This is a genomic window from uncultured Marivita sp. (assembly GCF_947488135.1).
Lineage (GTDB): Bacteria > Pseudomonadota > Alphaproteobacteria > Rhodobacterales > Rhodobacteraceae > Marivita.
The window spans coordinates 842,398-866,157 of the sequence record NZ_CANKYW010000001.1 but is presented as its reverse complement, the minus strand read 5'-3'; the positions used below and the strand labels follow the sequence as shown (position 1 = coordinate 866,157).

Genomic DNA, 23,760 nt, shown 5'->3' with positions numbered 1-23,760 from the left:
TGTCGTCTGGTGTCAGCGAAAGATGTGCCTGTCTTTGTCCCTCATGTCGAGAGAGGCTGCCTAGACAGCCTGCGCCACGCCATCCGCGCGCAACCGCCCCGCCGCCAGCGCCGACAGCGCCACCATCACCGATGCCGTGCCCAAGACGAGCGGCAGACCACCGATCTGGTAGCTGAGCCCCGACAAAACGGTGCCCAAGAGCCGCCCGCCCGCGTTGGCCATGTAGTAGAACCCCACATCCATCGTCACGCGTTCATTCTGTGTGAACGCCAGGATCAGGTAGGAATGCAGCGCCGAGTTGACCGCGAAGACCGCCCCGAAGACGAGCAGTCCGACGACCAGCGTCACGGTCAGCCAAGCTTGTGGTTCAGGCGACAGGACCGCCGCGACGGTCAAAGCGACCGGCACCGCCAGCAGCAGCAGCGCCCATTTTCTTGCATCCGCGATCAACGCACCCTCGGTACGCGTCGCCGCTTGCAAAAACCGTGGCGTGTTCGCCTGCACGATCCCGTAGAGGATGATCCACACCGCCATGAACGTCCCGATCAGGAAGAATGCCGCGCGGTTGCCCTCGGTCGTGCCGTCCGACAGCACGGCGTAGAAATAGATCGGGATGCCCACGACGAACCACACGTCGCGCGCCCCGAAGAGGAACACCCGCGCCGCCGACAGCCAGTTCACGTTGGCGGATTTGGAGAACACCTCGGAGAATTTCGCGCCCTTGCGCCCCTTGGGCAGGCCAGACGGCATGAAGACCACGATCGCCAGCAGGATCACTGCGAGCACCGCCGCCATCGCATAGACCGCCGCGACAAATCCCAGCGTCGCGAGCAAAGCCGCGCCCAGCAGGAAGCCCACACCCTTCACCGCGTTTTTCGACCCGGTCAGAACGGCGACCCAGCGGAATAGCCCGCCGCCCTCGGTCGGGGCCAACAGCTTCACCGCCGATTTCGACGACATCTTGGCCAAATCCTTCGCCACCCCCGACGCGCCCTGCACGCACATGACAAAGGCAACCGAACTGGCAATGGCCCATGTCGGATCCAGTTGCGCCAGCGCCAGCAAGGCCACCACCTGCAACCCAAGCCCCGCATAAAGCGTCGCCGTCAACCCGAACCGCGCCGCGATCCAGCCTGCGCTGAGATTCGTCACCATGCCCGCGACCTCGTACAGCACGAAGAGATAGGCCAGTTGCACCGGCGAAAATCCCAGCGTGTGAAAATGGAGCAGCACCAACATCCGCAGCGCGCCATCGGTCAGCATGAACGCCCAATACGCGGCCGTCACGGCGATATAGGCGGACAGACCCTCGGGTTTGCTCACAACCGTTCCCCGACCATCAGCGCCACATCCACCAAGCGGTGCGCATAGCCCATCTCGTTGTCGTACCAGGCATAGACCTTCACCTGCGTGCCGTTGACGACCATCGTGGAGGGCGCATCGACAATGCTCGACCGCGTGTCGTTTGTATAATCGGTGGACACCAAAGGCCGTTCTTCATAGCCGAGGATGCCCTTCAAAGGCCCCTCCGCCGCCGCCTTGAACAGCGCGTTGACCTCTTCCACGGTCGTGGCGCGGTTCATCTCGAACACGCAATCGGTCAGCGATGCGTTGAGCAGCGGTACCCGCACCGCGTGGCCGTTCAAGCGCCCCTTCAGTTCGGGATAGATCAGGGTGATTGCCGTGGCGCTGCCTGTGGTCGTCGGGATCAGCGAATTGAGCGCCGACCGGGCGCGGCGCAGGTCCTTGGCCGGGCGGTCCACGATGGTTTGTGTGTTCGTCACATCATGGATTGTGGTGATTGATCCGTGGCTTATCCCGATGGCCTCGTGCAACACCTTCACAACCGGGGCGAGGCAATTGGTGGTGCAACTGGCTGCCGTCACGATGTCATGTTTCTCAGGATCGTAAATGCCATCGTTCACCCCGTAGACGATATTCGCCGTCGGCCCTTCCTTGACCGGGGCCGAAACCACGACTTTCTTCGCTCCCATTTGAAAATAGGGCGCGATCTTCGCCTCCGATTTGAAAACGCCGGTGCAGTCGATCACGACATCCACACCGTCCATCGGCAATTTCGACAGTTCCGAAGTGCCGATAAACGGCAACCGCACCCCGTCAACCGTGATGCTGTCCGCGTCATGCGCGAAGTCGGCATCCCAACGGCCATGCACCGTGTCGAACTCGAACAGATGCGCGTGCATCGCCGGGTCGCCCACCGCGTCGTTGATCCACGCGATCTTGGCGCCCCGCTCCAACAAAGGTTTCAGCGCCAGCTTGCCGATGCGGCCAAGCCCGTTGAGTGCGTAAGTGGTCATGCGTTTTGGTCCTCTGTCATCTGTCCGATGGTATCGACGGCCTTTTGCAGCGAAATCCGGTCGAGCGTCGCCATCGGAAGCGCGGTGAACACGCTGATCCTATTGCGCAGCGCACCGTAGGCGGCGTGGAATGCCAGGCTGCGCTCCGCGTCGGACCCCGTCGCCTTGACCGGGTCAGACATGCCCCAATGCGCGCTCACTGGCTGACCGGACCATGCCGGGCACTCCTCGTTGGCGGCCTGGTCGCACACCGTGAAGACGAAATCGAACACCGGCGCGTCCGGTTGCATGAATTCCTGCACGTTCTTCGCCCGCAACGCCGACACGTCGTGCCCCTTCTGGCGCAGCACCTCCACGGCCAACGGGTTCAATTCCGAATACGGTCTGGTGCCAGCCGAGTAGACCTCGAAGCGATCGCCCGCCATATCCCGAAGGATCGTCTCGGCGAAAATCGACCGTGCGGAATTACCAGTACAGATGAAAAGTACCTTGAACCTGTCCAATGGCATATCACGCTTTCCTTGTGCAAAAGCGGTGGCAAGCGGGCTGCACATATCCGGCCTGCCACGACAACAATCCAGCAGGAGAAAATCCAGCATCCCCTGCACGTTCGATACGTTCACACTGTAACGAAGAGATGTCCCCACCCGCGTCTGGCTCAGCAATCCGGCATCCAGCAGGTTCGACAGATAGGCCGACAGCGTGGACGGCTTGATATCCAGCGCGGTCGAGATTTCCCCGGCTGGCACATGATCGGGCATCCGGCGCATCAGCATCCGGAAGATGGCCAGCCGTTGCGGATGGCCGAGGGTCGAGAGTTGTGAGGCGATTCTTATTTCCATAATTCGTGAATAATAGAAATATTTGGTGTGTCAATGAGTTCTTTGCAGCGTGACTTCGGCTGAGCCCCCGCTGACCGGAGTTTCGGATTGCGACGCGCGGCAAAACCCGTAAACCCGCATCTGACCGCCCGACCGGAGGACCCGCCATGCCGCTGCCCATCGCCCGCATCACCCCCGTGAGCCAACCTCTGGTGGGCAGGGTGACTTTGCCCGGCTCTAAATCCGTGACGAACCGGGCGTTGCTGGTGGCCGGTCTGGCACGCGGCACCAGCCGTCTCACCGGCATCCTACGCAGCGACGACACGCATTACATGATGGAAGCCCTGCGCGCGATGGCTGTGGGCATCACCGAGGTGGACGAAACCACGGTCGAAGTCACCGGCTCAGGGACGCTGCACGCCGCCAGGGAACCGCTTTTCCTCGGCAATGCAGGCACGGCGACCCGCTTCCTGACCGCTGCTGTGGCTCTCGCGCCCGGAACCACAATCGTGACCGGGGACGAACACATGCAGAAGCGCCCCATCGCACCCCTGTTGGACACGTTGCAGGCGATGGGTGTGCAGGCAACGTCCGAGACAGGCTGCCCGCCCGTGACCGTCAAGGGCACCGGCACGTTCCAAAGCGGCAAGATCGAGGTCAGTGGCAAGCTGTCGAGCCAGTATATCTCGGCCATCATGATGCTCGCCGCGATGGGCGACGGCGAGACCCGCATCACCATAGGCGGCGGCAAGATCGGCGCTGTGGGATACCTGCACATCACCGCCGCCGTGATGCGCGCCTTCGGCGCGTCGGTGTCGTTCCCGTCCGAAAACCAGATCATCGTGGCTCCCGGCGGCTACACCGCTACCAATTATCACGTCGAACCCGATGCCAGCGCCGCGACCTATCTCTGGGCCGCCGAGGCGCTGACCGGTGGCGCCATCGACATCGGCACCGCCCCCGGCGACATGAACCAGCCCGACGCCAAGGCCCATGACATGATCGCCGCCTTCCCGCACATGCCGGCCGAGATCGACGGATCGCAAATGCAGGACGCCATCCCGACGCTGGCGGTTCTGGCCGCGTTCAACGAGACACCCGTGCGCTTCACCGGGATCGAGAACCTCCGCGTCAAGGAATGCGACAGGATCGACGCGGTGCATAAAGGGCTGGAACAGGTGCGCCCCGGTCTGGCGACGGTCGAGGGCGATGACCTCATCGTCCACGCAGACCCCGCCCTGACCGATCACGTCAGCACCGGCCTCATCGACAGCCATGCCGATCACCGCATCGCCATGTGCTTTGCCCTCGCCGCGATGAAGGTCGAGGGCGTGCGGATCGAAGACCCCTACTGCGTGTCCAAGACGTTCCCCAATTATTGGGACGTGCTGCGCGGGCTCGGGGTTGAGGTGGAGATCGAAGAAGGCTGATCAGAGAGATAAGGGCAGCGACGGCCCGAGGGGTGGTGCTGAAAGCGCCGCCCCGTGGGGGCGGGTCGGCGCTGCCCGGTGCTTCCCACCGGGCAAAACCTCGCTCCTAAATCGTCACTCGGCCGCGATCTGCGCCGCAGCTTCGCCCCCGCGAAGCGAGACCCAATCGCCCTTTCCCGTATAGCGCCAGCCCAACCGGCCCTCATCATCCATCGCAAAAAGCTTCAGCCAGCCGTTGTCGAACAACGCCGCCACACCCTCGTGCCGTTTCAGGATCTCACTGATCGCCTCGCGCGGGGCTTCCACCGCAACGGACAGGCGCAGGGGATCATGCATGAACTTTTCCCCGTCATGCACCGACTGCCACGGCAATCCGCCGCGCAGCACGCCGCCATTGCCCTCAACCACGCCGATCCCGCCGGTGACGTTGTGCAAGAGCTTGTTGCCCGCGCCGAACGCATCCGGCGCAACGGAGGACCCGTAATACTGAAGGCTGATCCAGCTTGCCACGACCACGGGTGCGGTCAGGATCAACTCCAACACCTGGAAATTGCTGTCCTGCCGCCAGTCATAGGTGTGCAGGAAGGACCGCCCGCTCAGGCTCCGCCCCGCTGTCCGTGACCGGGGGGCCGCGATAAAGGCGGAACAGCCGGCCAACCCCCATTCGGGCCGGGTTTCCGACCAGTCCCGGGCGCGTTCGATCATCGCCGCCGCATCCGTCGCGCGTGGCAGGCGCGCCGACCGTTCGCTCCGCGTCGCCTTTGCCGCCAGCTTCAACGCCTGCTTGAGCGACGCAATCGTGGCCGCCTGCGTATGCCCGGCGGGCAGGTCGTCCTCGTAGAGCTTTACCTCATCCGTGACCGTGTCGTGCAGACCGGCAAGGAACACGGTCTCCGCAGGCACCTCGATCCCCTTGTCCACAAGCCCCACACGCACCTCTGGATCGTTCAGCAGGTTGGCCGCGAGCCGTGCGTTGACATCGCCCGCATGCCCACCACACGCGCCGCATTGCAGCGCGCTGGCATGCGGATTGTTGACCACACCCGCGCCGTGACCGGCGAGCAGAACGACTTTTCCGAAACCATGCTTGAGCGACATGCCCGACAGGATCGCCGCCGCCATCCCCACCCGATCCGCGACCGACAGGTTGTCAGACAAGGCGGGCACCGGATCATTGCCAAGGCTCGGATGTCTTTGCGCCAGTGAATCCCGTACCAGCTTGCCCAGGTAAAGCGGTCCCGTCGCCTCGACGAAGGCAAAGCTGGACACCGCCGCCAGCCGGAACCGGCCCCAAGCCCGCGTCACCCGTTTGGCGACGCGGGTCAGCATGTCGCTGTCCTGCGGATCGGTGGCCGCGGATGTGGCGCCCGGATTGATCAGCACCGGACCTCGCGTTTCCTCCACGTCGGAGGCAAAGCCATGATGCGCCGCTGCGATGCCGAAGAACCCGGCAAAGCCGATGGTCTCGATCCCGTCGCCAGAGGCTTCCAGCGCACGGCGGAACACTTCGGAGCGCACGTCGATGCAGAACGCGGCCTGCACGTTCGGCGCATCGTGCTTGGCCGACCCCGGCTGCGCCAAAGTCTCGTCCAGCGCGCGTGCCGCAGCGTGATCCGCCGCCGCCTGAAGGGCCGCGTCGATCAGATCGTCCTCACTCGGCACGATGGGCTTTGCGTGCGCCTCGAGCACCTCTTTCCACCGCGCGCCGATCTTGTCCTTATAGCGCGCCAACAGCGCCGCCTCGAACACCAGCTTCGCCGTCAGAAGATCGGTGATGTCGTTGTTGCCCTCGCCCTTGAGGTTCGCACGAAACGCCTCGCCCGAGGCAAGCTGCGCCCAGCCGCCCAAGCGCATCAAGAGCGTGTGGAAATAGCTTTCGCAGGCATCCGCCGTGATCCCCATCTCCTCGGCGCATTTGGTCAGCGCACCGCGTGCCGACATGGACATTCCTGCAACGCGGCTCGCAAACCCGGTCAGGCCGAAGATCTCGGGTGTCAGATCGCGCTGCGCAAAGGACCGCCACGACAGCCACGCCCGTGTCTTGGGCGCAGGCCAAAGCGCCTGCCCGGTGTCGTAATGTCCGCCCGCCCAATGACCGATCCGTTCGGCCACGAAATCGGGCCAGTTGATGTCCGACACCTCTTCGGCCAGATCGGCCAGCGTCGGCAGCGTCTGCCGCGCGAGCGGCTCGCGATCCATCGCCGCGATCAGGTCTTCGACCGTCGCCGTCAGGTCTGGCACATCGGCCAGCCCTGCCTCAAGGTCCGCCACGCTTAGATCCCCAGCGTCGAACTTCGCCTTGAAATGCGCGCGCTCCGGCACGGTCCGCACACCCGCCACCCGCGCCAAACGGGCGGCAGCCATCTGCAACGGCTCGCCCGCCTGCCCGACATAGGGGTTCACCGCCACCGTCGCCTCAAGCGACCAGAGCGGCGGGATATGCGCGGCGGCGTTCTTGGCACCCGCCATGATCTCGAGCGCGGGGCCAGAGAACCGTTCAACCATTGTCAGCATGTCCTGATCTCCTGTCCTGTCCATCACCGCGACCGCGCGGCCCAGCCGCCTGTCAGCCGGTCAAACACCGCGTTGAGGTAAAAGCCGTTCGAAAGATGCACCCGAAGGCCCTGGGCCGCCGGATGGGTCGCCCAGTTGGGGAAGGTCGCCTGTGCCAGCGCCACGGTGCCGAAGCTGAGGATGGTCAGCACCATGAGCGCCCATTGCAGCGGTCCGGGGGCCGGGGTCGCGGGTAAGGCACCGGTGGTCAGCCAAATGGCGATGGATTGCAGCGCGAAATAGCTCAGCGTGGTGGCCACCGAATAGACCGCCATGCGCCGGGTCAGAACCTCTGGCGCGTGATCCGCCAGACCTTGCGCCAAGAGATAGGCCACCCCCATCACCAGCACCGCACCCAGCGCGATGGCCTGAGCCGACTTCCCGTCGATGCCCAGCAACAGCCCGATGGTTCCGTAGATCGCCAGTGCAAGCGCGAAGGCCTTGAGCACCGCCTTGCCGTTCGGGATCGCCACCGGGCCGGGCCGCCGGATCGACGCCACTTGTGCCACGGCACCACCAGAGGCAAGGAACGCGTGCGCCTTGTAAAGCGAATGCGCCACGATGTGCAGCAGCGCCAGCGGGAACAACGCAAGCCCGCATTGCAGGATCATGAACCCCATCTGCGCCACGGTGGACCACGCGAGCGACGTCTTGACCGACGGCTGCGTGAGCATCACCAACCCGCCGAAGATGGCCGAAAACCCGCCGACCATCACCAGCACCGACAACACACCGGGGGCCAGCAACAACACGTCCGCGAAGCGAATGAGAAGGAAACCCCCCGCGTTCACCACACCTGCGTGCAGCAGGGCCGATACCGGCGTCGGTGCCTCCATCACCTCGGTCAGCCAGCCATGCGTCGGCACCTGCGCCGATTTGAACAGCGCCGAAATCGCCAGCAGGCCAGCCGCGAACAGCGCTGCCCCGCCGCCTTCGCCCGCACGTGCCGCTTCGATGATCGTCGCGATATCTGCGGTGCCATACGCTACGGCCAGCGCGAAGGCGCCAAGGATCAGCCCTGCATCCGAGGCCGCCGAGCACAGCGCTTTCTTCCGCGCCGCCCGCTGCGCCGCCGCCCGTTCCGGGTAAGTCAGCAAGAGCCGGTTGACGCACAGCCCCACCGCGCCCCAGCCGAGGATCAACTGGATTAGGTTGCCCGCGGTCACCAGCAGGAGAACCGACGCGAGGCCAAGGCTCAGCCAGCCCAGAAACCGCGTCTGGTTGGCTTCGCCGTCGGTGTAGGTGACCGCAAAGCGCATCACGACCCAGCCGATAAAGCTGACGAGCATCAGCATCGTCACACTCACCGCGTCGATGCGCGCGGCGAACCCCATCTCGGCGGCACCGATCAGCGGGCTGGTGGCCGATCCGTCACGGATCAAAAGCCCCAGCGCCCCCAGCGACACGACCATCGCCGCAAGCCCGGCATATTCGCCTAGACGCAGCAGCCCCGATCCGCGCGCCATGTCGCCACGCATGTAGACGAGGCCGATGAGGGCAAAAATGGCCGGGGCCAGAAGCGGCAAACTCGTGATCATGATGCGGTCTCCAAACAGGTGGTGATCTTGCGTGGGGACCTAGCGCGCAGCTTTGGTGAATAAAAATACATTGTTTGAGCATAATCGTTCGATTAAACAGAACGAATGTCGGACTTGAATTATCACCACCTGCGATATTTCTGGGCCGTCGCGCATGACGGAAACCTGACCCGCGCGGCCGAGCGGCTGAACCTGTCGCAATCGGCTTTGTCGTCTCAGATCAAGCAGTTGGAAGAACGGATCGGCCAGGCCCTGTTCGAACGGCGGGGCCGCGCGCTGCATCTGACCGAGGCGGGGCGCATCGCGCTGGATCATGCCGACACGATCTTTGCCGCCGGGGAAGAACTGCTCGACACGCTGCGCGAAACCGCCCGCCCGGCCCGCGCGCTCCGCGTCGGCGCGCTCTCCACCCTGTCGCGCAACTTTCAGATCACCTTCCTTGAGCCGGTACTGGGCCGCCCGGATGTCGAGGTGATCCTGCGCTCGGGCAGCGCGGCGGAACTTTATGCCGCGCTCGATGCGCTCAATCTCGACGTGGTGCTGACCAACACGCCCCCCGCGCGCGACGCGATCAGCCCGTACCTGACGCAAAAGCTCGCGGACCAGACCGTGGGCTTGTTCGGGACCCCGGACCGCGTACAGGGCAACCGCCCGTTCGAGGCGCTGGTGGCGGAACAACCCCTGATCCTGCCCACCCGCGACACCCAGATCCGCAACGCCTTCGACACGCTGCTGTCGCGCGTTCAGGCCAAACCGATCATCGCCGCCGAGGTCGATGACATGGCGATGATCCGCCTTCTGGCCCTGCGCGGAACCGGGCTTGCCGTGGTGCCGCCCATCGTGGTGCAGGACGAACTGGCGCGCGGCGAGCTGGTACAGGCGGCGATGCTGGACCTGCACGAGTTGTTCTACGCGGTCACGCTCGACCGCCGCTATCCGAACCCGCTGGTCAAGGAGTTGCTTGAGGCGGCTGGGAGGTAGTCACCTTCAACTGCGCGCCAACACAGGGCATGCGCCCGACCGGGTGGGCGCGAATGCGCCCGCCTTGGGGCGGGCGGGCACATGCCCGAAACGCAAGCGTCTCGGGCCGATCCTGTAACTCAAGGAATGATCTCGAACTTGGTCACATCGACCATGCCCCGATCCGTGATCTTGAGCGCCGGGATGACCGGCAAGGCGAGAAACGCCAGTTGCAGGAACGGCTCATTCAGCGTCACCCCCAGCCCCTTTGCGGCCGCGCGTAGATCGACCAACCGGTCATGCACCTCCTCGAACGGCTCAAGGCTCATCAGCCCGGCCACCGGCAGCGCCAATTCCGCCAGCACTTTGCCCCCGGCGGCCACGACGAAGCCGCCCTCGATCTCGGACAGCCGGTTCGCGGCCAGCGCCATGTCGGCGTAATCGACCCCCACGCAGGCGATGTTGTGGTGGTCGTGGCACACGGTCGAGGCGATGGCCCCCCGCTGCAACCCGAAGCCGCGCACGAAGCCCGTCGCGATGTTGCCGTTCAGCCCATGTCGTTCGACCACCGCGATACGGACCAGATCGCGCGCGGGATCGGGGCGCTTGTCGCCATCCTCGACCGGGATCTCTTCGTGCAGGTGTTCGGTGATGATCTTGCCCTCGACAATGCCGATCACATCCGTCTCGGCCCGGTTGGCTTTGGCGCGGAAATCCTCGGGCGTGAGATGTGGCGCGTGCACCGAACCTCTGCCCACGGGCGCGATTTTTGATCGCTTGGTAAAATTCTCTGCGGTCGCTTCTACCCCTGCGCAGAACACGGCGCGCACGTCACACGCCTCCAGCGATCCGACCGCCACGATATCGGCGCGCTTGCCCGGCGCGATGAGGCCCCGATCCTTCAGCCCGAACGCCTCGGCCCCCGACAGCGACGCCGCGCGATAGGCGGCCAGTGGCGGTGTGCCAAGCGAAATCAGCGTGCGGATCATGTGATCCAGATGCCCCTCCTCGGCGATATCGAGCGGGTTTCGGTCATCGGTGCACAAGCACATATACGGCGACGTGCGTTCCGTCAGCAGCGGTTGCAGCGCGTGCAGGTCTTTCGACACCGACCCTTCCCGGATCAGTACGCGCATTCCCTTCTGCAACTTCTCGCGCGCCTCCTCCGCCGTCGTCGCCTCGTGCTCCGTGGAAATGCCCGCCGCGACATACGCGTTGAGGTCCATGCCCCGAAGCTGCGGACAATGACCGTCGATATGGCCGCCCTCGAAGAGGTGCAGTTTCTCCATCACCTGAGGATCGCGATGGATCACACCGGGATAGTTCATGAACTCCGCCAACCCGATGCCCGAAGGGTGCCCCCGCAGCGCGGCCAGATCGGCGGCCAGCAATTCGGCCCCGGCGGTTTCCATGTGCGTCGACGGCACGCAGGACGACAATTGCACGCGGATGTCCATCAACGTGTGCGCGCTTGCCTTCTGAAAGTACCGGATGCCCGCCGCGCCGATCACGTTGGCGATCTCGTGCGGGTCGCAGGTGGCGGTGGTGATCCCGTGCGGCGCGACGCAGCGGTCGAATTCGAACGGCGTGACCAGCGAACTTTCGATATGCAGATGGGTGTCGATGAAGCCGGGCACGAGGATCAGGCCCGTCATGTCCCGAACCTCGGCCCCGTCATACGTCCCGCACGTGCCCGCGATCACCCCGTCGCAGATGGCGACGTCACCGGTCAGCAGGTCGCCGGTGACGAGATCCAGCACCTGTGCCCCGCGCAACACGAGATCGGCGGGGGCATCACCGCGTCCTACGGCGATCCGGCGGTCCAGGGGGCTTTGGTGGGACATGGCGAGGGGCGCTCCTTCGGGTTCGGTTCAGTCTATGCCATGTGCGGTGGGGCAACCAAGCCCGGTCTCGTGAGCGCTAACGACTCAGTGCACGGTTTTTGGCGTCAAAACATGCGCGCCGCCCAAATTGCGGGCACCAAAACGGCATACAACGGCATACCGGATCAATATGTCACACCCGGAGCGGGGCCGCATGACCTGCGTCCGCCTGCCGCGGTTACCGCAAACGGTGGCAAAAGCGGTGCCTTGAACTTGCCTTGTTTTTGAGGACGTTACGTAACGTAGGGTAAATTTATTTACGTATTTTCGTTGCGCTTTGAAAAATATTTACAACTAACTCACTGTTTTTTATTCAGTTATTTATTTGTTTTCAGCTTCGCGTATGATCACGCCAAGTCGCGATAACACGTCTGTGATCGCAGTCTGAAACGCCCGAGGAGGATCGGGTGGCGTGAGGGGAGACAAACACCATGAACGATCAAACCACCACCAATGACGGCACAGCTGTGTACCCGCCTTCGGCGGATTTGGTTGCGAAAGCCCATGTCGATGCGTCGCGTTACGAGGAGATGTATGCGCGGTCGGTGTCCGATCCGGAGGGGTTCTGGGCGGAGGCTGCGGAGCGTCTGGACTGGATGAAGGCGCCGACGCAGGTGAAGGATGTCGATTTCACCCTCGGACGGGTCAAGATCAACTGGTTCGCCGATGGCACGCTGAACGTGGCGGCGAACTGCGTCGACCGGCACCTTGAGACGCGCGGCGACCAGACCGCGATCATCTTCGAGCCGGACGATCCGAACGAGCCGGCCAAGCACATCACCTACAACGACCTGCACCGCAGCGTCTGCAAGATGGCCAATATCTTGGAAACGCTGGGCGTGCGCAAAGGCGACCGCGTGGTGATCTACCTGCCGATGATCCCCGAAGCCGCCTATGCCATGCTGGCCTGCGCCCGCATCGGGGCGATCCACTCCATCGTCTTCGCGGGCTTCTCGCCCGACGCGCTGTCCGCCCGCATCAACGGGTCCGACGCCAAGGTCGTCATCACCGCCGATGAAGCCCCGCGCGGCGGGCGCAAGACGCCGCTCAAGTCCAATGCCGATGCCGCCCTGCTGCACTGCAAGGACACGGTGAAATGCCTTGTCGTGAAGCGCACCGGCGGCCAGACCACCTGGATCGCCGACCGCGATTACGACTACAACGAGATGGCGCTGGAAGCGGATGACTATTCCGCCCCTGCCGAAATGAATGCCGAAGACCCCCTTTTCATCCTCTACACATCAGGCTCGACCGGTCAGCCCAAGGGGGTTGTGCACTCAAGTGGTGGATATTTGGTTTACGCCGCCCTGACCCACGAAATTACCTTCGATTATCATGAAGGCGACGTTTACTGGTGCACCGCCGATGTCGGCTGGGTCACCGGCCACAGCTATATCGTCTACGGGCCGCTGGCCAATGGCGCGACCACCGTGATGTTTGAAGGTGTGCCGACCTATCCGGACGCGTCGCGCTTCTGGCAGGTCTGCGAGAAACATTCCGTTAACCAGTTCTACACCGCACCGACGGCCATCCGCGCCTTGATGGGCCAGGGTAACGAGTTCGTAACGAAATGCGATCTAAGCTCCCTGCGAATCCTCGGCACGGTGGGCGAACCGATCAACCCCGAGGCGTGGAACTGGTACAACGACGTGGTGGGCGGGGGCCGCTGCCCGATCGTCGATACATGGTGGCAGACGGAAACCGGCGGGCACCTGCTGACCCCGCTGCCGGGCGCGCATGCCACCAAACCGGGGGCTGCGATGAAGCCGTTCTTCGGGGTGCAGCCCGTGGTGCTCGACCCGCAATCGGGCGAGGAGATCCACAGCTCCCCGACCGAGGGCGTGCTGGCGCTCAAGGACAGCTGGCCGGGACAGATGCGCACCGTCTGGGGCGATCACGAGCGGTTCGAGAAGACCTATTTCTCGGACTACAAGGGCTATTACTTCTCGGGCGACGGCTGCAAGCGCGACGCCGACGGGGATTACTGGATCACCGGCCGTGTGGACGATGTGATCAATGTGTCGGGCCACCGCATGGGCACGGCCGAGGTGGAATCGGCGCTGGTCGCGCACGCCAAAGTGGCCGAGGCCGCCGTGGTGGGCTACCCGCACGCCATCAAGGGTCAGGGCATCTATTGCTACGTCACCCTGATGAACGGGGTGGAGCCCAGCGACGAGCTCACCAAGGAGCTGCGCACCTGGGTCCGCACCGAGATCGGCCCAATCGCGTCGCCGGACCTCATCCAATGGGCGCCTGGCCTGCCGAAAACCCGCTCCGGCAAGATCATGCGCCGCATCCTGCGCAAGATCGCCGAAAACGACTACGGCGCATTGGGCGACACATCCACACTCGCTGACCCCTCCGTCGTCGATGACCTCATCGAAAACCGGATGAACAAGGGGTGATGACGATGGACGGAAGCACGACACCCACCACCGCCCCTGTCCTGATCCTGCTTGGCCCCCCGGGGGCCGGCAAAGGCACGCAGGCCCGGATGCTGGAAGAGCAGTTCGGCCTTGTCCAACTGAGCACCGGCGACCTGCTGCGCGCCGCCGTGGCGGCAGGCACCGATGCGGGCAATGCCGCCAAGGCGGTCATGGAAGCCGGTGAGCTGGTCAGCGACGACATCGTCATCGCGATCCTGCGCGACCGGCTGGCCGACCCCGATTGCGCGCGCGGCGTGATCCTCGACGGGTTCCCGCGCACCACGGTGCAGGCGGAGGCGCTCGATACGCTGCTGGCCGAATCCGGCCAGAAGATCGACGCGGCGATCAGCCTCGATGTCGACGATGCGGCGATGGTGGAGCGGATTTCGGGCCGGTTCACTTGCGGCACCTGCGGCGAAGGCTATCACGACACGTTCAAGGCGCCTACGACCAAAGGCCAATGCGACAAGTGCCAAGGCACTGATTTCAAACGCCGCGCGGATGACAACGCGGAAACGGTCGCAGCCCGGCTTGATGCATATCATGCCCAGACAGCCCCGCTGATCGCATTCTACGACACACAGGGCGCGCTTGCCCGCGTCGATGCGATGGGCGCCATTGACGAGATCGCCGAAACGCTCGGCGGCATCGTTCGACGCGCCACCGCCTGAGCGGTGGCCTATCGCGGCCCTGGTGCCGCGCCACACGGAATTCGTGCCCCCGGACCGGGGCACGTCCAACGGAGGAAGAGGAGGAGCCGCCATGGCGGACCACACACAAACAGCGCAGGCTGGTCAGAAGTCCGATGCGGGCTACTGGTCGGCCAATGTGCGCATCATTCTGATCAGCCTGGTGATCTGGGCGATCTGTTCATTCGGGTTCGGCATCCTGCTGCGCCCCATGCTGTCCGGCATCGAGGTCGGTGGCACCGATATCGGGTTCTGGTTCGCCCAACAGGGGTCGATCCTCGTCTTTCTGGCGCTGATCTTCTTCTACGCCTGGCGGATGAACAAGCTCGACCGTGAATACGGCGTCGAGGAGGAATAAGCGCCATGGATCAGTTTACCATCAACCTGCTGTTCGTGGGCGCGTCTTTCGCGCTCTATATCGGCATCGCGATCTGGGCCCGCGCGGGCTCCACGTCGGAATTCTACGCCGCCGGTCGCGGCATCCACCCCGTCACCAACGGCATGGCGACCGCTGCCGACTGGATGTCGGCGGCAAGCTTCATCTCGATGGCGGGTCTCATTGCCTTTACCGGCTATGACAACTCCACCTACCTGATGGGCTGGACCGGTGGCTACGTGCTGCTGGCGCTGCTGCTGGCGCCCTACCTGCGCAAGTTCGGCAAATACACCGTCTCCGAGTTCATTGGCGACCGGTTCTACAGCCCGACCGCCCGCATGGTCGCAGTGATCAGCCTTCTGGTGGCGTCGCTCACCTACGTCATCGGCCAGATGACCGGCGTGGGCGTGGCCTTTGGCCGCTTCCTGGAAGTCAGCAACACGGCAGGTCTTCTGATCGGCGCCTGTGTGGTCTTTGCCTACGCGGTGTTCGGCGGCATGAAGGGCGTGACCTACACGCAGGTGGCGCAATATGTCGTGCTGATCATGGCCTACACCATCCCGGCCGTCTTCATCTCGCTCCAGCTGACCGGCAACCCGATCCCGGGTCTGGGTCTCTTCGGCAATGTCGAATCCGGTGAGCCGCTGCTGGCGAAGCTCGACCAGATCGTGGCCGAGCTTGGCTTTAACGAGTACACGGCCCACCACGGCGACACGTTCAACATGGTGCTCTTCACCCTGTCGCTGATGATCGGTACGGCGGGTCTGCCGCACGTGATCATGCGCTTCTTCACCGTGCCGCGCGTGGCTGACGCCCGTTGGTCCGCTGGCTGGGCGCTGGTCTTCATCGCGCTGCTCTACCTCACGGCTCCGGCTGTTGGTGCGATGGCGCGTCTCAACATCACCGAACAGTTCTGGCCCAACGGCACGGGCGGCGAGGCCGTATCGGTCGAGCAGATCGAAACCGATCCGGCATATGACTGGATGGCGACGTGGCAGCAGACCGGCCTTCTGGGCTGGGAAGACAAGAACGGCGACGGCCGCATCCAGTACTACAACGATGCGAACCCGGCGATGCAGGAACGCGCGGCGGCGAATGGCTGGGAAGGCAACGAGCTGACCAACTTCAACCGCGACATCCTGGTTCTGGCCAACCCCGAGATTGCCAACCTTCCCGGTTGGGTGATCGGTCTCGTGGCGGCAGGCGGCCTTGCGGCGGCCCTGTCCACGGCGGCGGGCCTTCTGCTCGCGATCTCTTCGGCAGTGAGCCACGACCTGATCAAGGGTCAGCTGAACCCGAACATCTCGGAGAAGGGCGAACTTCTGTCGGCGCGGATCGCGATGGCGGTGGCAATCGCTGTGGCGACCTATCTGGGTCTCAACCCTCCGGGCTTTGCGGCGCAAACCGTGGCCTTGGCCTTTGGTCTCGCGGCGGCGTCGATCTTCCCGGCACTGATGATGGGCATCTTCACGAAGGTGAACAACAAGGGTGCCGTGGCCGGGATGCTTTCCGGTCTGATCGTGACGCTGATCTACATCTTCCTGCACAAGGGCTGGTTCTTCATCCCCGACACCAACAGCTTTACCGATGCCAACCCGCTTCTGGGCACGGTTCAGTCGACAAGCTTTGGCGCGGTGGGCGCGCTCATCAACTTCGCGGTGGCCTTCACCGTGTCGAAGATGACATCGCCGATCCCGCAGGAAATCGAAGAGCTGGTCGAAAGCGTACGCGTCCCCCGGGGTGCAGGCGCGGCTCAGGACCACTAAGCTACCGGGAGGCGTCGCTTCGGCGGCGCAACCTGACACTGCGGTCCCGCGCCGGTTGTCCGGGGCGGGACTTTTTACTTGGATGAACGGACCCCTGAAATGACGCTTGATCCCCAGTCGATTGCGCAGTTCCTGTCGGCGATCCATCCCTATGACGCGATGGAACCCGCCGCCCTGCAAACGCTGATCGAAACCATCGACGTGCAGGATTTCGCTGCGGGGGCCAAGGTATATCAACTCGGCAGCACGCTTGCGGGTCTGTATGTGGTCTACACCGGCGACGTCGAGATCCGCGACGAACACGATGTTCCGATCTCGCTTCTGGGGCCGCGCAATTCCTTCGGGGAACGGGGTCTCTTGCGCGACGGGGCCAGCCTGACATCGGCCCGCGCCGTAACCGACAGCACCTTGCTGCTGCTTCCGGCTGCGCGCTTTCATCAGGCGATGAACGAAGACCCCGCCTTCCGGCGCTTTTTCAACCGCAGCCGGATGGAAAAACCGAACAAGGCAAGCCTTGCCACAACCCGGGTCGAGGCGCTGATGGCGACATCGCCGCTGACCTGCCCGCCCGAAACCGATGTTCAGACCGCCGCACGGCTGATGCGCGATGCGCATGTGTCGTCGATCTGCGTGGCCGAGGGCGACGCGCTGCGGGGCATCGCCACGATCCGCGATCTGTCCGGCAAGGTGGTGGGGGACGGCCTGCCCTTCGACACGCCCATCGCCCGCGTGATGACGCCCGATCCCGTCACCCTGCCCCCGTCGGCCATCGGGTCGGACGTTCTGCACATGATGATGGAGCGCCGCATCGGGCATATCCCCGTGTGCCAGGCGGACAAGCTTGTGGGCATCGTCACGCAAACCGATCTGACGCGGTTCCAGGCGGTCAGCTCGGCCGAGCTGGTGTCCGAGATCGCGCATTCCGACAGCGCCGAGGCGATGGCGAAAGTCACCCACCGCATCCCGCAACTGCTGGCGCAACTCGTGGCGGGCGGCAATCGGCACGAGGTCATCACCCGTCTCATCACCGACGTCGCCGACACCGCGACGCGCCGCCTTCTCGCCCTTGCCGAAGCGCAGCTTGGCGCACCGCCGGTGCCGTATCTGTGGCTCGCCTGCGGCAGCCAGGGGCGGCAGGAACAGACCGGCGTCAGCGATCAGGACAATTGCCTCTTCCTAGACGACAGCGTGACCGACGCCGACATGCCCTATTTCGAAGCCTTGGCCCGGTTCGTCTGCGACGGTCTGGATACCTGCGGCTATGTCTATTGCCCGGGCGACATGATGGCCACGAACCCGCGATGGCGCCAGCCCGTACGCGTCTGGCGCGACTATTTCGCGGGCTGGATCAAGACACCGTCGCCCGAGGCGCAGATGCTGGCCAGCGTCATGTTCGACCTGCGCCCCATCGGCGGCACGAAGGCTTTGTTCGAGGATTTGCAGGCCGAAACCCTGCGCCGCGCATCGGCCAATTCGATCTTCGTCGCGCATATGGTGTCGAACTCGCTCAAGCACACGCCGCCCCTGGGCCTCTTGCGCGGCTTCGCCACGATCCGGTCGGGCGAGCACAAGAACATGATCGACCTCAAGCACAACGGCGTGGTGCCGGTGGTGGACCTTGGCCGCATCTACGCGTTGCGGGGCAAGCTGACCGCGGTGAACACGGCGGCGCGGATCGAAGCGGCGATCGCGGCGGGCGTGCTCAGCCAATCCGGTGGACAGGATCTGCGCGATGCCTATGACCTCATCGCCGAGACCCGGCTGGAGCATCAGGCCGAACAGGTCCGCGCGGGCGTTGTGCCGGACAACTTCCTGAGCCCGACATCGCTGTCGGACTTTGAGCGAAGTCATCTACGGGATGCGTTTGTGGTGATAAAGTCGCTGCAATCGGCAGTGGGACACGGGCGCGGCATGTTAAGCTGACCCGCATCGTTTGGGAGGACGTTGGATGTTTCTGGAACTGATCGCGGTGATCGTGGCCGGTGTGGCCGGGGCCGGTGTGATGATGCTTGTCTCGCGCGCGGCAGGCGGTCGGGTGCCCAAATGGCTCATCCCCGTGGCGGCGGGTGCGGCAATGCTGGCCGTGACGATCAGCAGCGAATACAGCTGGTTCGACCGCACGGCCGAGGCGCTGCCCGAGGGTCTTCAGGTGGTGCAGACCGCCGACAGCACCGCCTTCTATCGCCCGTGGACCTATCTCGCGCCCTACACCGACCGTTTCATCGCGCTGGATACCGGCAATGTGCGCAGCAACTCCGAGGACGAAAACCTCTTCATGGCCGACGTCTATTTCTTCCGTCGCTGGGGCACCGTTCAGTCGGTCGAGCTTATGGTGAACTGCCGGACCGGCCAGAGGGCCGATCCTGCCTTCGGCGATGGCGGCGATCCGGTATGGCGCGACACCACCGCAGACGATCCCATCGTCAGCGGCGTCTGTGACCGGGGGTGACGCGATGTTTTCGAGCCTCAGCCTGCGCACCCGCATCTTCCTGTTTTTCGTTCTGCTGGGCCTCGGCGGTCTGGCCTCGGTCGGCCTCGCGCTGTGGTTCGGCTACGGTCGCGCGCTCGAGACCACGGCGGCCAACGGCTTCACCTTCGCCGCGATCCTCGCCGCGTTCCTGATCCTTGCGCTGACCGCCGGGGTCTGGCTGCTCTTTGACGAAAACGTCGCCAAACCCATCGAACGGCTGGCCTCGCAGATGCGCTCGCGCGCCCATGCCGGGGTCGCGGGTGAGCTGGACATGACCGCGGCGCGGTATCTTGGCGATCTGGCCCCCGCTGCGTCGGCGGTGACGCGGCAACTCAACGAAACCGCCGTCAGCACGGCACAGGCGATTGCCAGCGAAACCGCGCGCCTGTCTGCAGAAAAGGCACGCCTGACCGCGCTTCTGACCGAGATCCCGGTGGCCACGATCCTTGTCGGCCCCACGGGGCAGATCGTGCTTTACGACGGACAGGCCGCCGAGGTGCTGGCCCAGTTGGGCGTCGCACGGCTCAACGCGTCGATCACCGAATATTTCGACGCCAAAAGCCTTGGCGCGGCGGTAAGCAAGCTTGGCCGGACGGGCAAGGATGTCAGCTTCACCGCGCAATCCCATGACGGCACGCAGAGCTTCGACACCAAGCTGAAACCGATGGAGGGCGGCGGCTACCTGATGATCATCGACAGCCAGACGCTCGATATCTCACCCGACGCGTCGCGACCGCTTGTCTATGATTTCGACCTGCTGGACCAGCATCGGGGCGCGGCCGAGATGCACATCCTCGACCGCCCGATACGCTCGCTCTGCTTTTCGGTCTTCGACACCGAAACCACCGGGCTTCTGCCGCACAAGGACGATGTGGTGCAGCTTGGCGCCGTTCGCGTTCTGAACGGGCGCATCATCGAGGGCGAGGTCATCAACCAACTCGTCGATCCCGGTCGCCCGATCCCGCCCGCCTCGACCAAGGTGCACAAGGTCACGGATGCGATGGTGCGCGGGAAGCCGGACATCCGCGTGGTCGCAAAACGGTTCCACGACTTTTCCCGCGATGCGGTGATCGTCGCGCATAACGCGCCCTTCGACATGGCGTTTCTGCACCGTCAGGCGAAGGACACCGGCGTCACTTGGGATCACCCTATCCTCGATACGGTCCTCTTGTCCGCCGTGCTGTTCGGGGCCAGCGAACGTCACACGCTGGACGCGCTGTGCGAGCGGTTGAACGTCACCATCCCGAACGATCTGCGCCACACGGCCTTGGGGGATGCGCGTGCCACCGCCGAGGTGCTGGTCAGGATGCTGCCGATGCTCGAGGCGCGCGGGCTGACCACCTTCGGTCAGGTCATCGAAGAGACGCGCCGTCACGGGCGTCTCCTCGAAGATCTCAACTGAGCGGCACCTTCTTGCGCAGCGTGCTGCGGGTGATGGCGAACACGGTCAGGCAAGTCAGGAACCAGAAGAACCAGGTGATCGGCCCCCGGAAGAGGATGCTTGGATCACTGCCCGACATCAGCATCGACTGGCGGAAATTGTCCTCCAGCAGCGGGCCAAGGATGAAGGCAATCAGGAATGGCGCCGCCGGGATGCGGTTGCGCATCATGATGTAGCCGAGCCACCCCATGACGAACATCACACCCACGTCGAAGATGTTGTTGTTCACCGCGAACACACCATAGATGCACAGGATCAGAACCCCCGGCATCAGGATCCGCTTGGGCACATCCGCTACGAAGCGGAACCCCCGGATCGCCACCGATCCGACGACGAGCAGGAACACCGAACTCACGATCAGGCCGATAAAGAGGCCGTAGATGATATCCACGTTGAGGATAAACATCATCGGACCGGGTTGCAGCCCATGCACCATGAAGGCCCCGATGATGATGGCCGTGATCACGTCCCCCGGCACGCCCAGCGCCAGCAGCGGGATGAGCGTGGCGCCCGCCACGCCGTTGTTGCCCGCCTCGGATGCCGCGACGCCCTCGATCTCGCCCTTGCCGAAATTCGCCTTGTTCTTCGACGTGCGCCGCGCTTCGGAATAGCTGAGGAAGGCCGCAGGCGCCGCCCCGATCCCGGGGATGGAGCCCAGGAACACGCCGATCATGCTGCCCCGGATGATGCTTTTGAAGCTGCGCGCGTAGTCGGCAAAGGTGCAGCGCGATTTGCCCAAGGCCCGCGTGCGCCCCAGATGCGCGACCGGGTTCCACGCCATCGCGATGATCTCGGGGATAGCGAAGAGACCGATCAGAACAGCGATGAAATTCAGCCCGCCCATCATGTTCGGATCGCCGAAGGTAAAGCGGTTGGTCCCGTAGACCAGATCAAGCCCTACCGTCGCCAGCAGCAGCCCGGCCAAAGCCGACAACGCGCCGCGCAGCAGGCTTTCGCCCGACACGCCCGCGATGATGGTGAGCGAGAACAGGATCAGCGCAAAGAACTCGGGCGGCCCGAAGTTGAGCGCAAAGGACGCAAGCCATCCGGCAAAGAGGATCAGCGCAAGGTTCGACACCGCATCCGCCGTGCAGGACGCATAAAGCGCCATGCCCAGCGCCCTGCCCGCCTCACCCCGCTCGGCCATCGGGTGCCCGTCGAGGATCGTCGCCGACGACGCGGGTGTTCCGGGCGTCTTGATGAGAATTGCCGGGATCGAGCCGCCGAAGATGCCGCCCTTGTAGACCCCAAGCAACAGCAGGATCGCGTTGATCGGCGTCATCGCAAAGGTGAACGGCAGCGTCAGCGCCACCGCCATCGTGGCCGACAGGCCCGGGATCGCGCCCGCCACGACGCCGATCACCAGACCGCAGAACAGCATGAAAAACGCTTCGAAATTCCCGACAAGCGCAAAGCCCGCGGCAAGGCTGTCCAACAGGCTCATGGCAGCCTCACGAAGTTGCCCTGCGGGATCGCCACACCCGCGACATGCGCGAAGAAGGCGTAGAGCAAGAGCGGCACCACCACCGCGCAGATCACAGCGACGATCGGATGGCGGGTGCGGAACAGGAACGCGCAGGCCGCAAAGGCCAGCATCGCGGTCCAGACCATGCCAAGGCGCGGTAAGCCGAACATGACCAGCACCATGATGACCGCCAACGCGGCCAGCCGCATCCAGGGCGCGCTGCCTTCGGGATGCACGCTTTCTTCATCGTCGAACGGAGTGTCCGGTGCCGAGGTAAGCGCGTTGAACACCAAGCCAAGACCGATGGTCCCGGTCAAACCGGCCAGAACGTAGGGCCAGAACACCGGTGACAGGATGATGTTGCGCACGTTCGACGGGGCGAACACGAAGGAAGGAATGGCGTAGAAAACAAGGAAAAGCGCGAACAGGGATACGATGATCCCGAGGCGCAGGTGCAAGGATTTCTCAGACATGGACAGGGACGCTCCGCAGGTGGAAACGCCGAGACCCAAGGGCCCCGGCGCAAGTCAGGCTCAGATCAAGGGATCAGCGATCACCCCTCGACCCGCATCCCCAGTTCGTCCACCAGAGCCTTGAACGTGTTGTACTGCTCTTCGATGAAGGCGTTGGCCTCGTCCGGGCTCATCAAAGTGATGACCGAGCCCACGGATTCCATCGTCTCGCGGAACTTGGCGTCCTGCGTGGCGGTCGCCATCCACTCACCCCATATGGCCGCGACATCATCGGGAAGCCCGTCGGGCCCTGCGATGCCGGTCCAGCCGACAAGCTGGTTCAGGCGCGGCTTGCCCAGATCGTTCGCGGTCGGCACGTCGAAGCCTTCGACCGGGTCCTGCGTCGTCACCATGAGCGGCTTGAGCTGGTTGTTTGCCACGAAATTGGCCAGCGCCGAGGAGTTCGTGCAGATGAACGTCGCCGTTCCGTTCAGAACCGCGGTTGCAGCTTCACCGCCGCCCTTCTGCGGAATATGCGTTGCCTGCTCGAGCGGGTTTTCCACTCCGAATTCCTTGAGCACCATCGCACCGGCAAGGTGCAGCAATGATCCGACACCCGAGGACGAATAGCTGACTCCACCCTCGTTCACCTTGGCGATCAGATCGTCCATCGACTCGATCCCGCTGTCCGGGCGCACGGCGCAGGCCACGGGGTTGATCTCGTAGACGGTCACGAAGCGGAAATCATCCAGCGTGTAGGGCAAGGTCGCTTTCATCGCCGGGTTCACGGAATGCGATCCGACCCGTGCAAACAGCATCGTGTAACCGTCTGGCTTGGCGTTCTGCACCGCCACCGATCCAGTCGCGCCGCCTGCACCGGTGACGTTGGCCATAACAAGGGCCTGACCGACCGCCGTGCCCAGAGGCTCTGCGATGGTGCGTGCGGAGATGTCCGTCGCCCCGCCCGCGCCGTAAGGAATGATCATGTTGATGGGGCGTTCTGGGTATTCCGCCATCGCGGCCCCGGCCATCACACCCACACCAACCGCAATCGCCGAACCGAGTGTCCGAAGTTTCATACTGTCCTCCCGTTTTGAATTTCACCCCTCCCGAGGGCTCTTGACTTACGTTAACCTTAAGTAGAGCTTTGACGAAGAAATAAAAAATTACAA

The 23,760-nt window shown here is 64.0% G+C and carries 18 protein-coding genes; 9 read left to right on the top strand and 9 right to left on the bottom strand.

Going from position 1 to position 23,760, the window contains the following annotated elements; translation table 11 throughout:
• Positions 1-60: 60 nt before the first annotated feature.
• The 3 genes from arsJ to Q1B16_RS04350 are packed head-to-tail and all read right to left on the bottom strand — an operon-like array spanning position 61 to position 3,160.
• Positions 61-1,323 carry an organoarsenical effux MFS transporter ArsJ gene (gene arsJ / locus Q1B16_RS04360; protein ID WP_299784995.1) on the bottom strand — a complete coding sequence of 421 codons (1,263 nt, stop codon included), beginning with the start codon at positions 1,321-1,323 and terminating at the stop codon, positions 61-63.
• A complete protein-coding gene (locus Q1B16_RS04355) occupies positions 1,320-2,318 on the bottom strand; it encodes an ArsJ-associated glyceraldehyde-3-phosphate dehydrogenase (protein ID WP_299784994.1) in 999 nt (332 codons plus the stop codon). The genes arsJ and Q1B16_RS04355 overlap by 4 nt, the downstream gene beginning before the upstream one ends.
• Positions 2,315-3,160, bottom strand: a complete 846-nt coding sequence (locus Q1B16_RS04350) for a helix-turn-helix domain-containing protein (RefSeq protein ID WP_299784993.1) — start codon at positions 3,158-3,160, stop codon at positions 2,315-2,317. The genes Q1B16_RS04355 and Q1B16_RS04350 overlap by 4 nt, the downstream gene beginning before the upstream one ends.
• A gap of 146 nt (positions 3,161-3,306) precedes the next feature.
• On the opposite strand from Q1B16_RS04350, the gene aroA reads away from it, so the two are divergent.
• Positions 3,307-4,569 carry a 3-phosphoshikimate 1-carboxyvinyltransferase gene (gene aroA / locus Q1B16_RS04345; protein WP_299784992.1) on the top strand — a complete coding sequence of 421 codons (1,263 nt, stop codon included), beginning with the start codon at positions 3,307-3,309 and terminating at the stop codon, positions 4,567-4,569.
• 114 nt (positions 4,570-4,683) lie between these two features.
• On the opposite strand, the gene Q1B16_RS04340 is transcribed toward aroA, so the two are convergent.
• Both Q1B16_RS04340 and Q1B16_RS04335 read right to left on the bottom strand, forming a co-directional pair.
• The gene (locus Q1B16_RS04340) at positions 4,684-7,074 is read right to left on the bottom strand and encodes a DUF2309 domain-containing protein (protein WP_299785988.1); all 2,391 of its coding nucleotides are present in this window, start codon (positions 7,072-7,074) and stop codon (positions 4,684-4,686) included.
• 32 nt (positions 7,075-7,106) lie between these two features.
• Entirely contained in the window at positions 7,107-8,660 is a 1,554-nt protein-coding gene (locus Q1B16_RS04335; protein WP_299784991.1) for a proton-conducting transporter membrane subunit, read from the bottom strand.
• Positions 8,661-8,765: 105 nt separating this feature from the next.
• On the opposite strand from Q1B16_RS04335, the gene Q1B16_RS04330 reads away from it, so the two are divergent.
• Positions 8,766-9,641: a LysR family transcriptional regulator gene (locus Q1B16_RS04330; protein ID WP_299784990.1), complete on the top strand. Its 876-nt coding sequence runs from the start codon at positions 8,766-8,768 to the stop codon at positions 9,639-9,641.
• Between the two features lie 119 nt (positions 9,642-9,760).
• Here the strand turns inward: Q1B16_RS04330 and ade are convergent, their stop codons facing one another.
• On the bottom strand, positions 9,761-11,464 hold the full coding sequence (gene ade, locus Q1B16_RS04325) for an adenine deaminase (RefSeq protein WP_299784989.1): 1,704 nt from the start codon (positions 11,462-11,464) through the stop codon (positions 9,761-9,763).
• Positions 11,465-11,934: 470 nt separating this feature from the next.
• Between ade and acs the strand changes: the two genes are divergently transcribed.
• From acs to Q1B16_RS04290, 7 genes are all read left to right on the top strand, one after another.
• Positions 11,935-13,908 carry an acetate--CoA ligase gene (gene acs, locus Q1B16_RS04320; RefSeq protein ID WP_299784988.1) on the top strand — a complete coding sequence of 658 codons (1,974 nt, stop codon included), beginning with the start codon at positions 11,935-11,937 and terminating at the stop codon, positions 13,906-13,908.
• A 5-nt stretch (positions 13,909-13,913) separates the two neighbouring features.
• Positions 13,914-14,600, top strand: a complete 687-nt coding sequence (locus Q1B16_RS04315) for an adenylate kinase (RefSeq protein ID WP_299784987.1) — start codon at positions 13,914-13,916, stop codon at positions 14,598-14,600.
• 91 nt (positions 14,601-14,691) lie between these two features.
• Positions 14,692-14,976, top strand: a complete 285-nt coding sequence (locus tag Q1B16_RS04310) for a DUF4212 domain-containing protein (protein ID WP_299784985.1) — start codon at positions 14,692-14,694, stop codon at positions 14,974-14,976.
• Positions 14,977-14,981: 5 nt separating this feature from the next.
• Positions 14,982-16,760 carry a sodium:solute symporter family protein gene (locus Q1B16_RS04305; protein WP_299784984.1) on the top strand — a complete coding sequence of 593 codons (1,779 nt, stop codon included), beginning with the start codon at positions 14,982-14,984 and terminating at the stop codon, positions 16,758-16,760.
• A gap of 99 nt (positions 16,761-16,859) precedes the next feature.
• Positions 16,860-18,683 (top strand): DUF294 nucleotidyltransferase-like domain-containing protein, encoded by a 1,824-nt coding sequence (locus Q1B16_RS04300; protein WP_299784983.1) that lies wholly within the window; start codon positions 16,860-16,862, stop codon positions 18,681-18,683.
• 25 nt (positions 18,684-18,708) lie between these two features.
• On the top strand, positions 18,709-19,209 hold the full coding sequence (locus Q1B16_RS04295) for a hypothetical protein (RefSeq protein ID WP_299784982.1): 501 nt from the start codon (positions 18,709-18,711) through the stop codon (positions 19,207-19,209).
• A 4-nt stretch (positions 19,210-19,213) separates the two neighbouring features.
• Complete coding sequence (locus Q1B16_RS04290; RefSeq protein WP_299784981.1) at positions 19,214-20,632, top strand: exonuclease domain-containing protein; 1,419 nt, start codon at positions 19,214-19,216, stop codon at positions 20,630-20,632.
• Here Q1B16_RS04290 and Q1B16_RS04285 read toward each other — a convergent pair.
• From Q1B16_RS04285 to Q1B16_RS04275, 3 genes are all read right to left on the bottom strand, one after another.
• On the bottom strand, positions 20,625-22,115 hold the full coding sequence (locus Q1B16_RS04285; protein WP_299784980.1) for a tripartite tricarboxylate transporter permease: 1,491 nt from the start codon (positions 22,113-22,115) through the stop codon (positions 20,625-20,627). The genes Q1B16_RS04290 and Q1B16_RS04285 overlap by 8 nt on opposite strands.
• Positions 22,112-22,609, bottom strand: coding sequence for a tripartite tricarboxylate transporter TctB family protein (locus Q1B16_RS04280; protein ID WP_299784979.1), 498 nt, complete (start codon positions 22,607-22,609; stop codon positions 22,112-22,114). The genes Q1B16_RS04285 and Q1B16_RS04280 overlap by 4 nt, the downstream gene beginning before the upstream one ends.
• A gap of 80 nt (positions 22,610-22,689) precedes the next feature.
• A complete protein-coding gene (locus Q1B16_RS04275; protein ID WP_299784978.1) occupies positions 22,690-23,667 on the bottom strand; it encodes a tripartite tricarboxylate transporter substrate binding protein in 978 nt (325 codons plus the stop codon).
• Between the last annotated feature and the right edge of the window lie 93 nt (positions 23,668-23,760).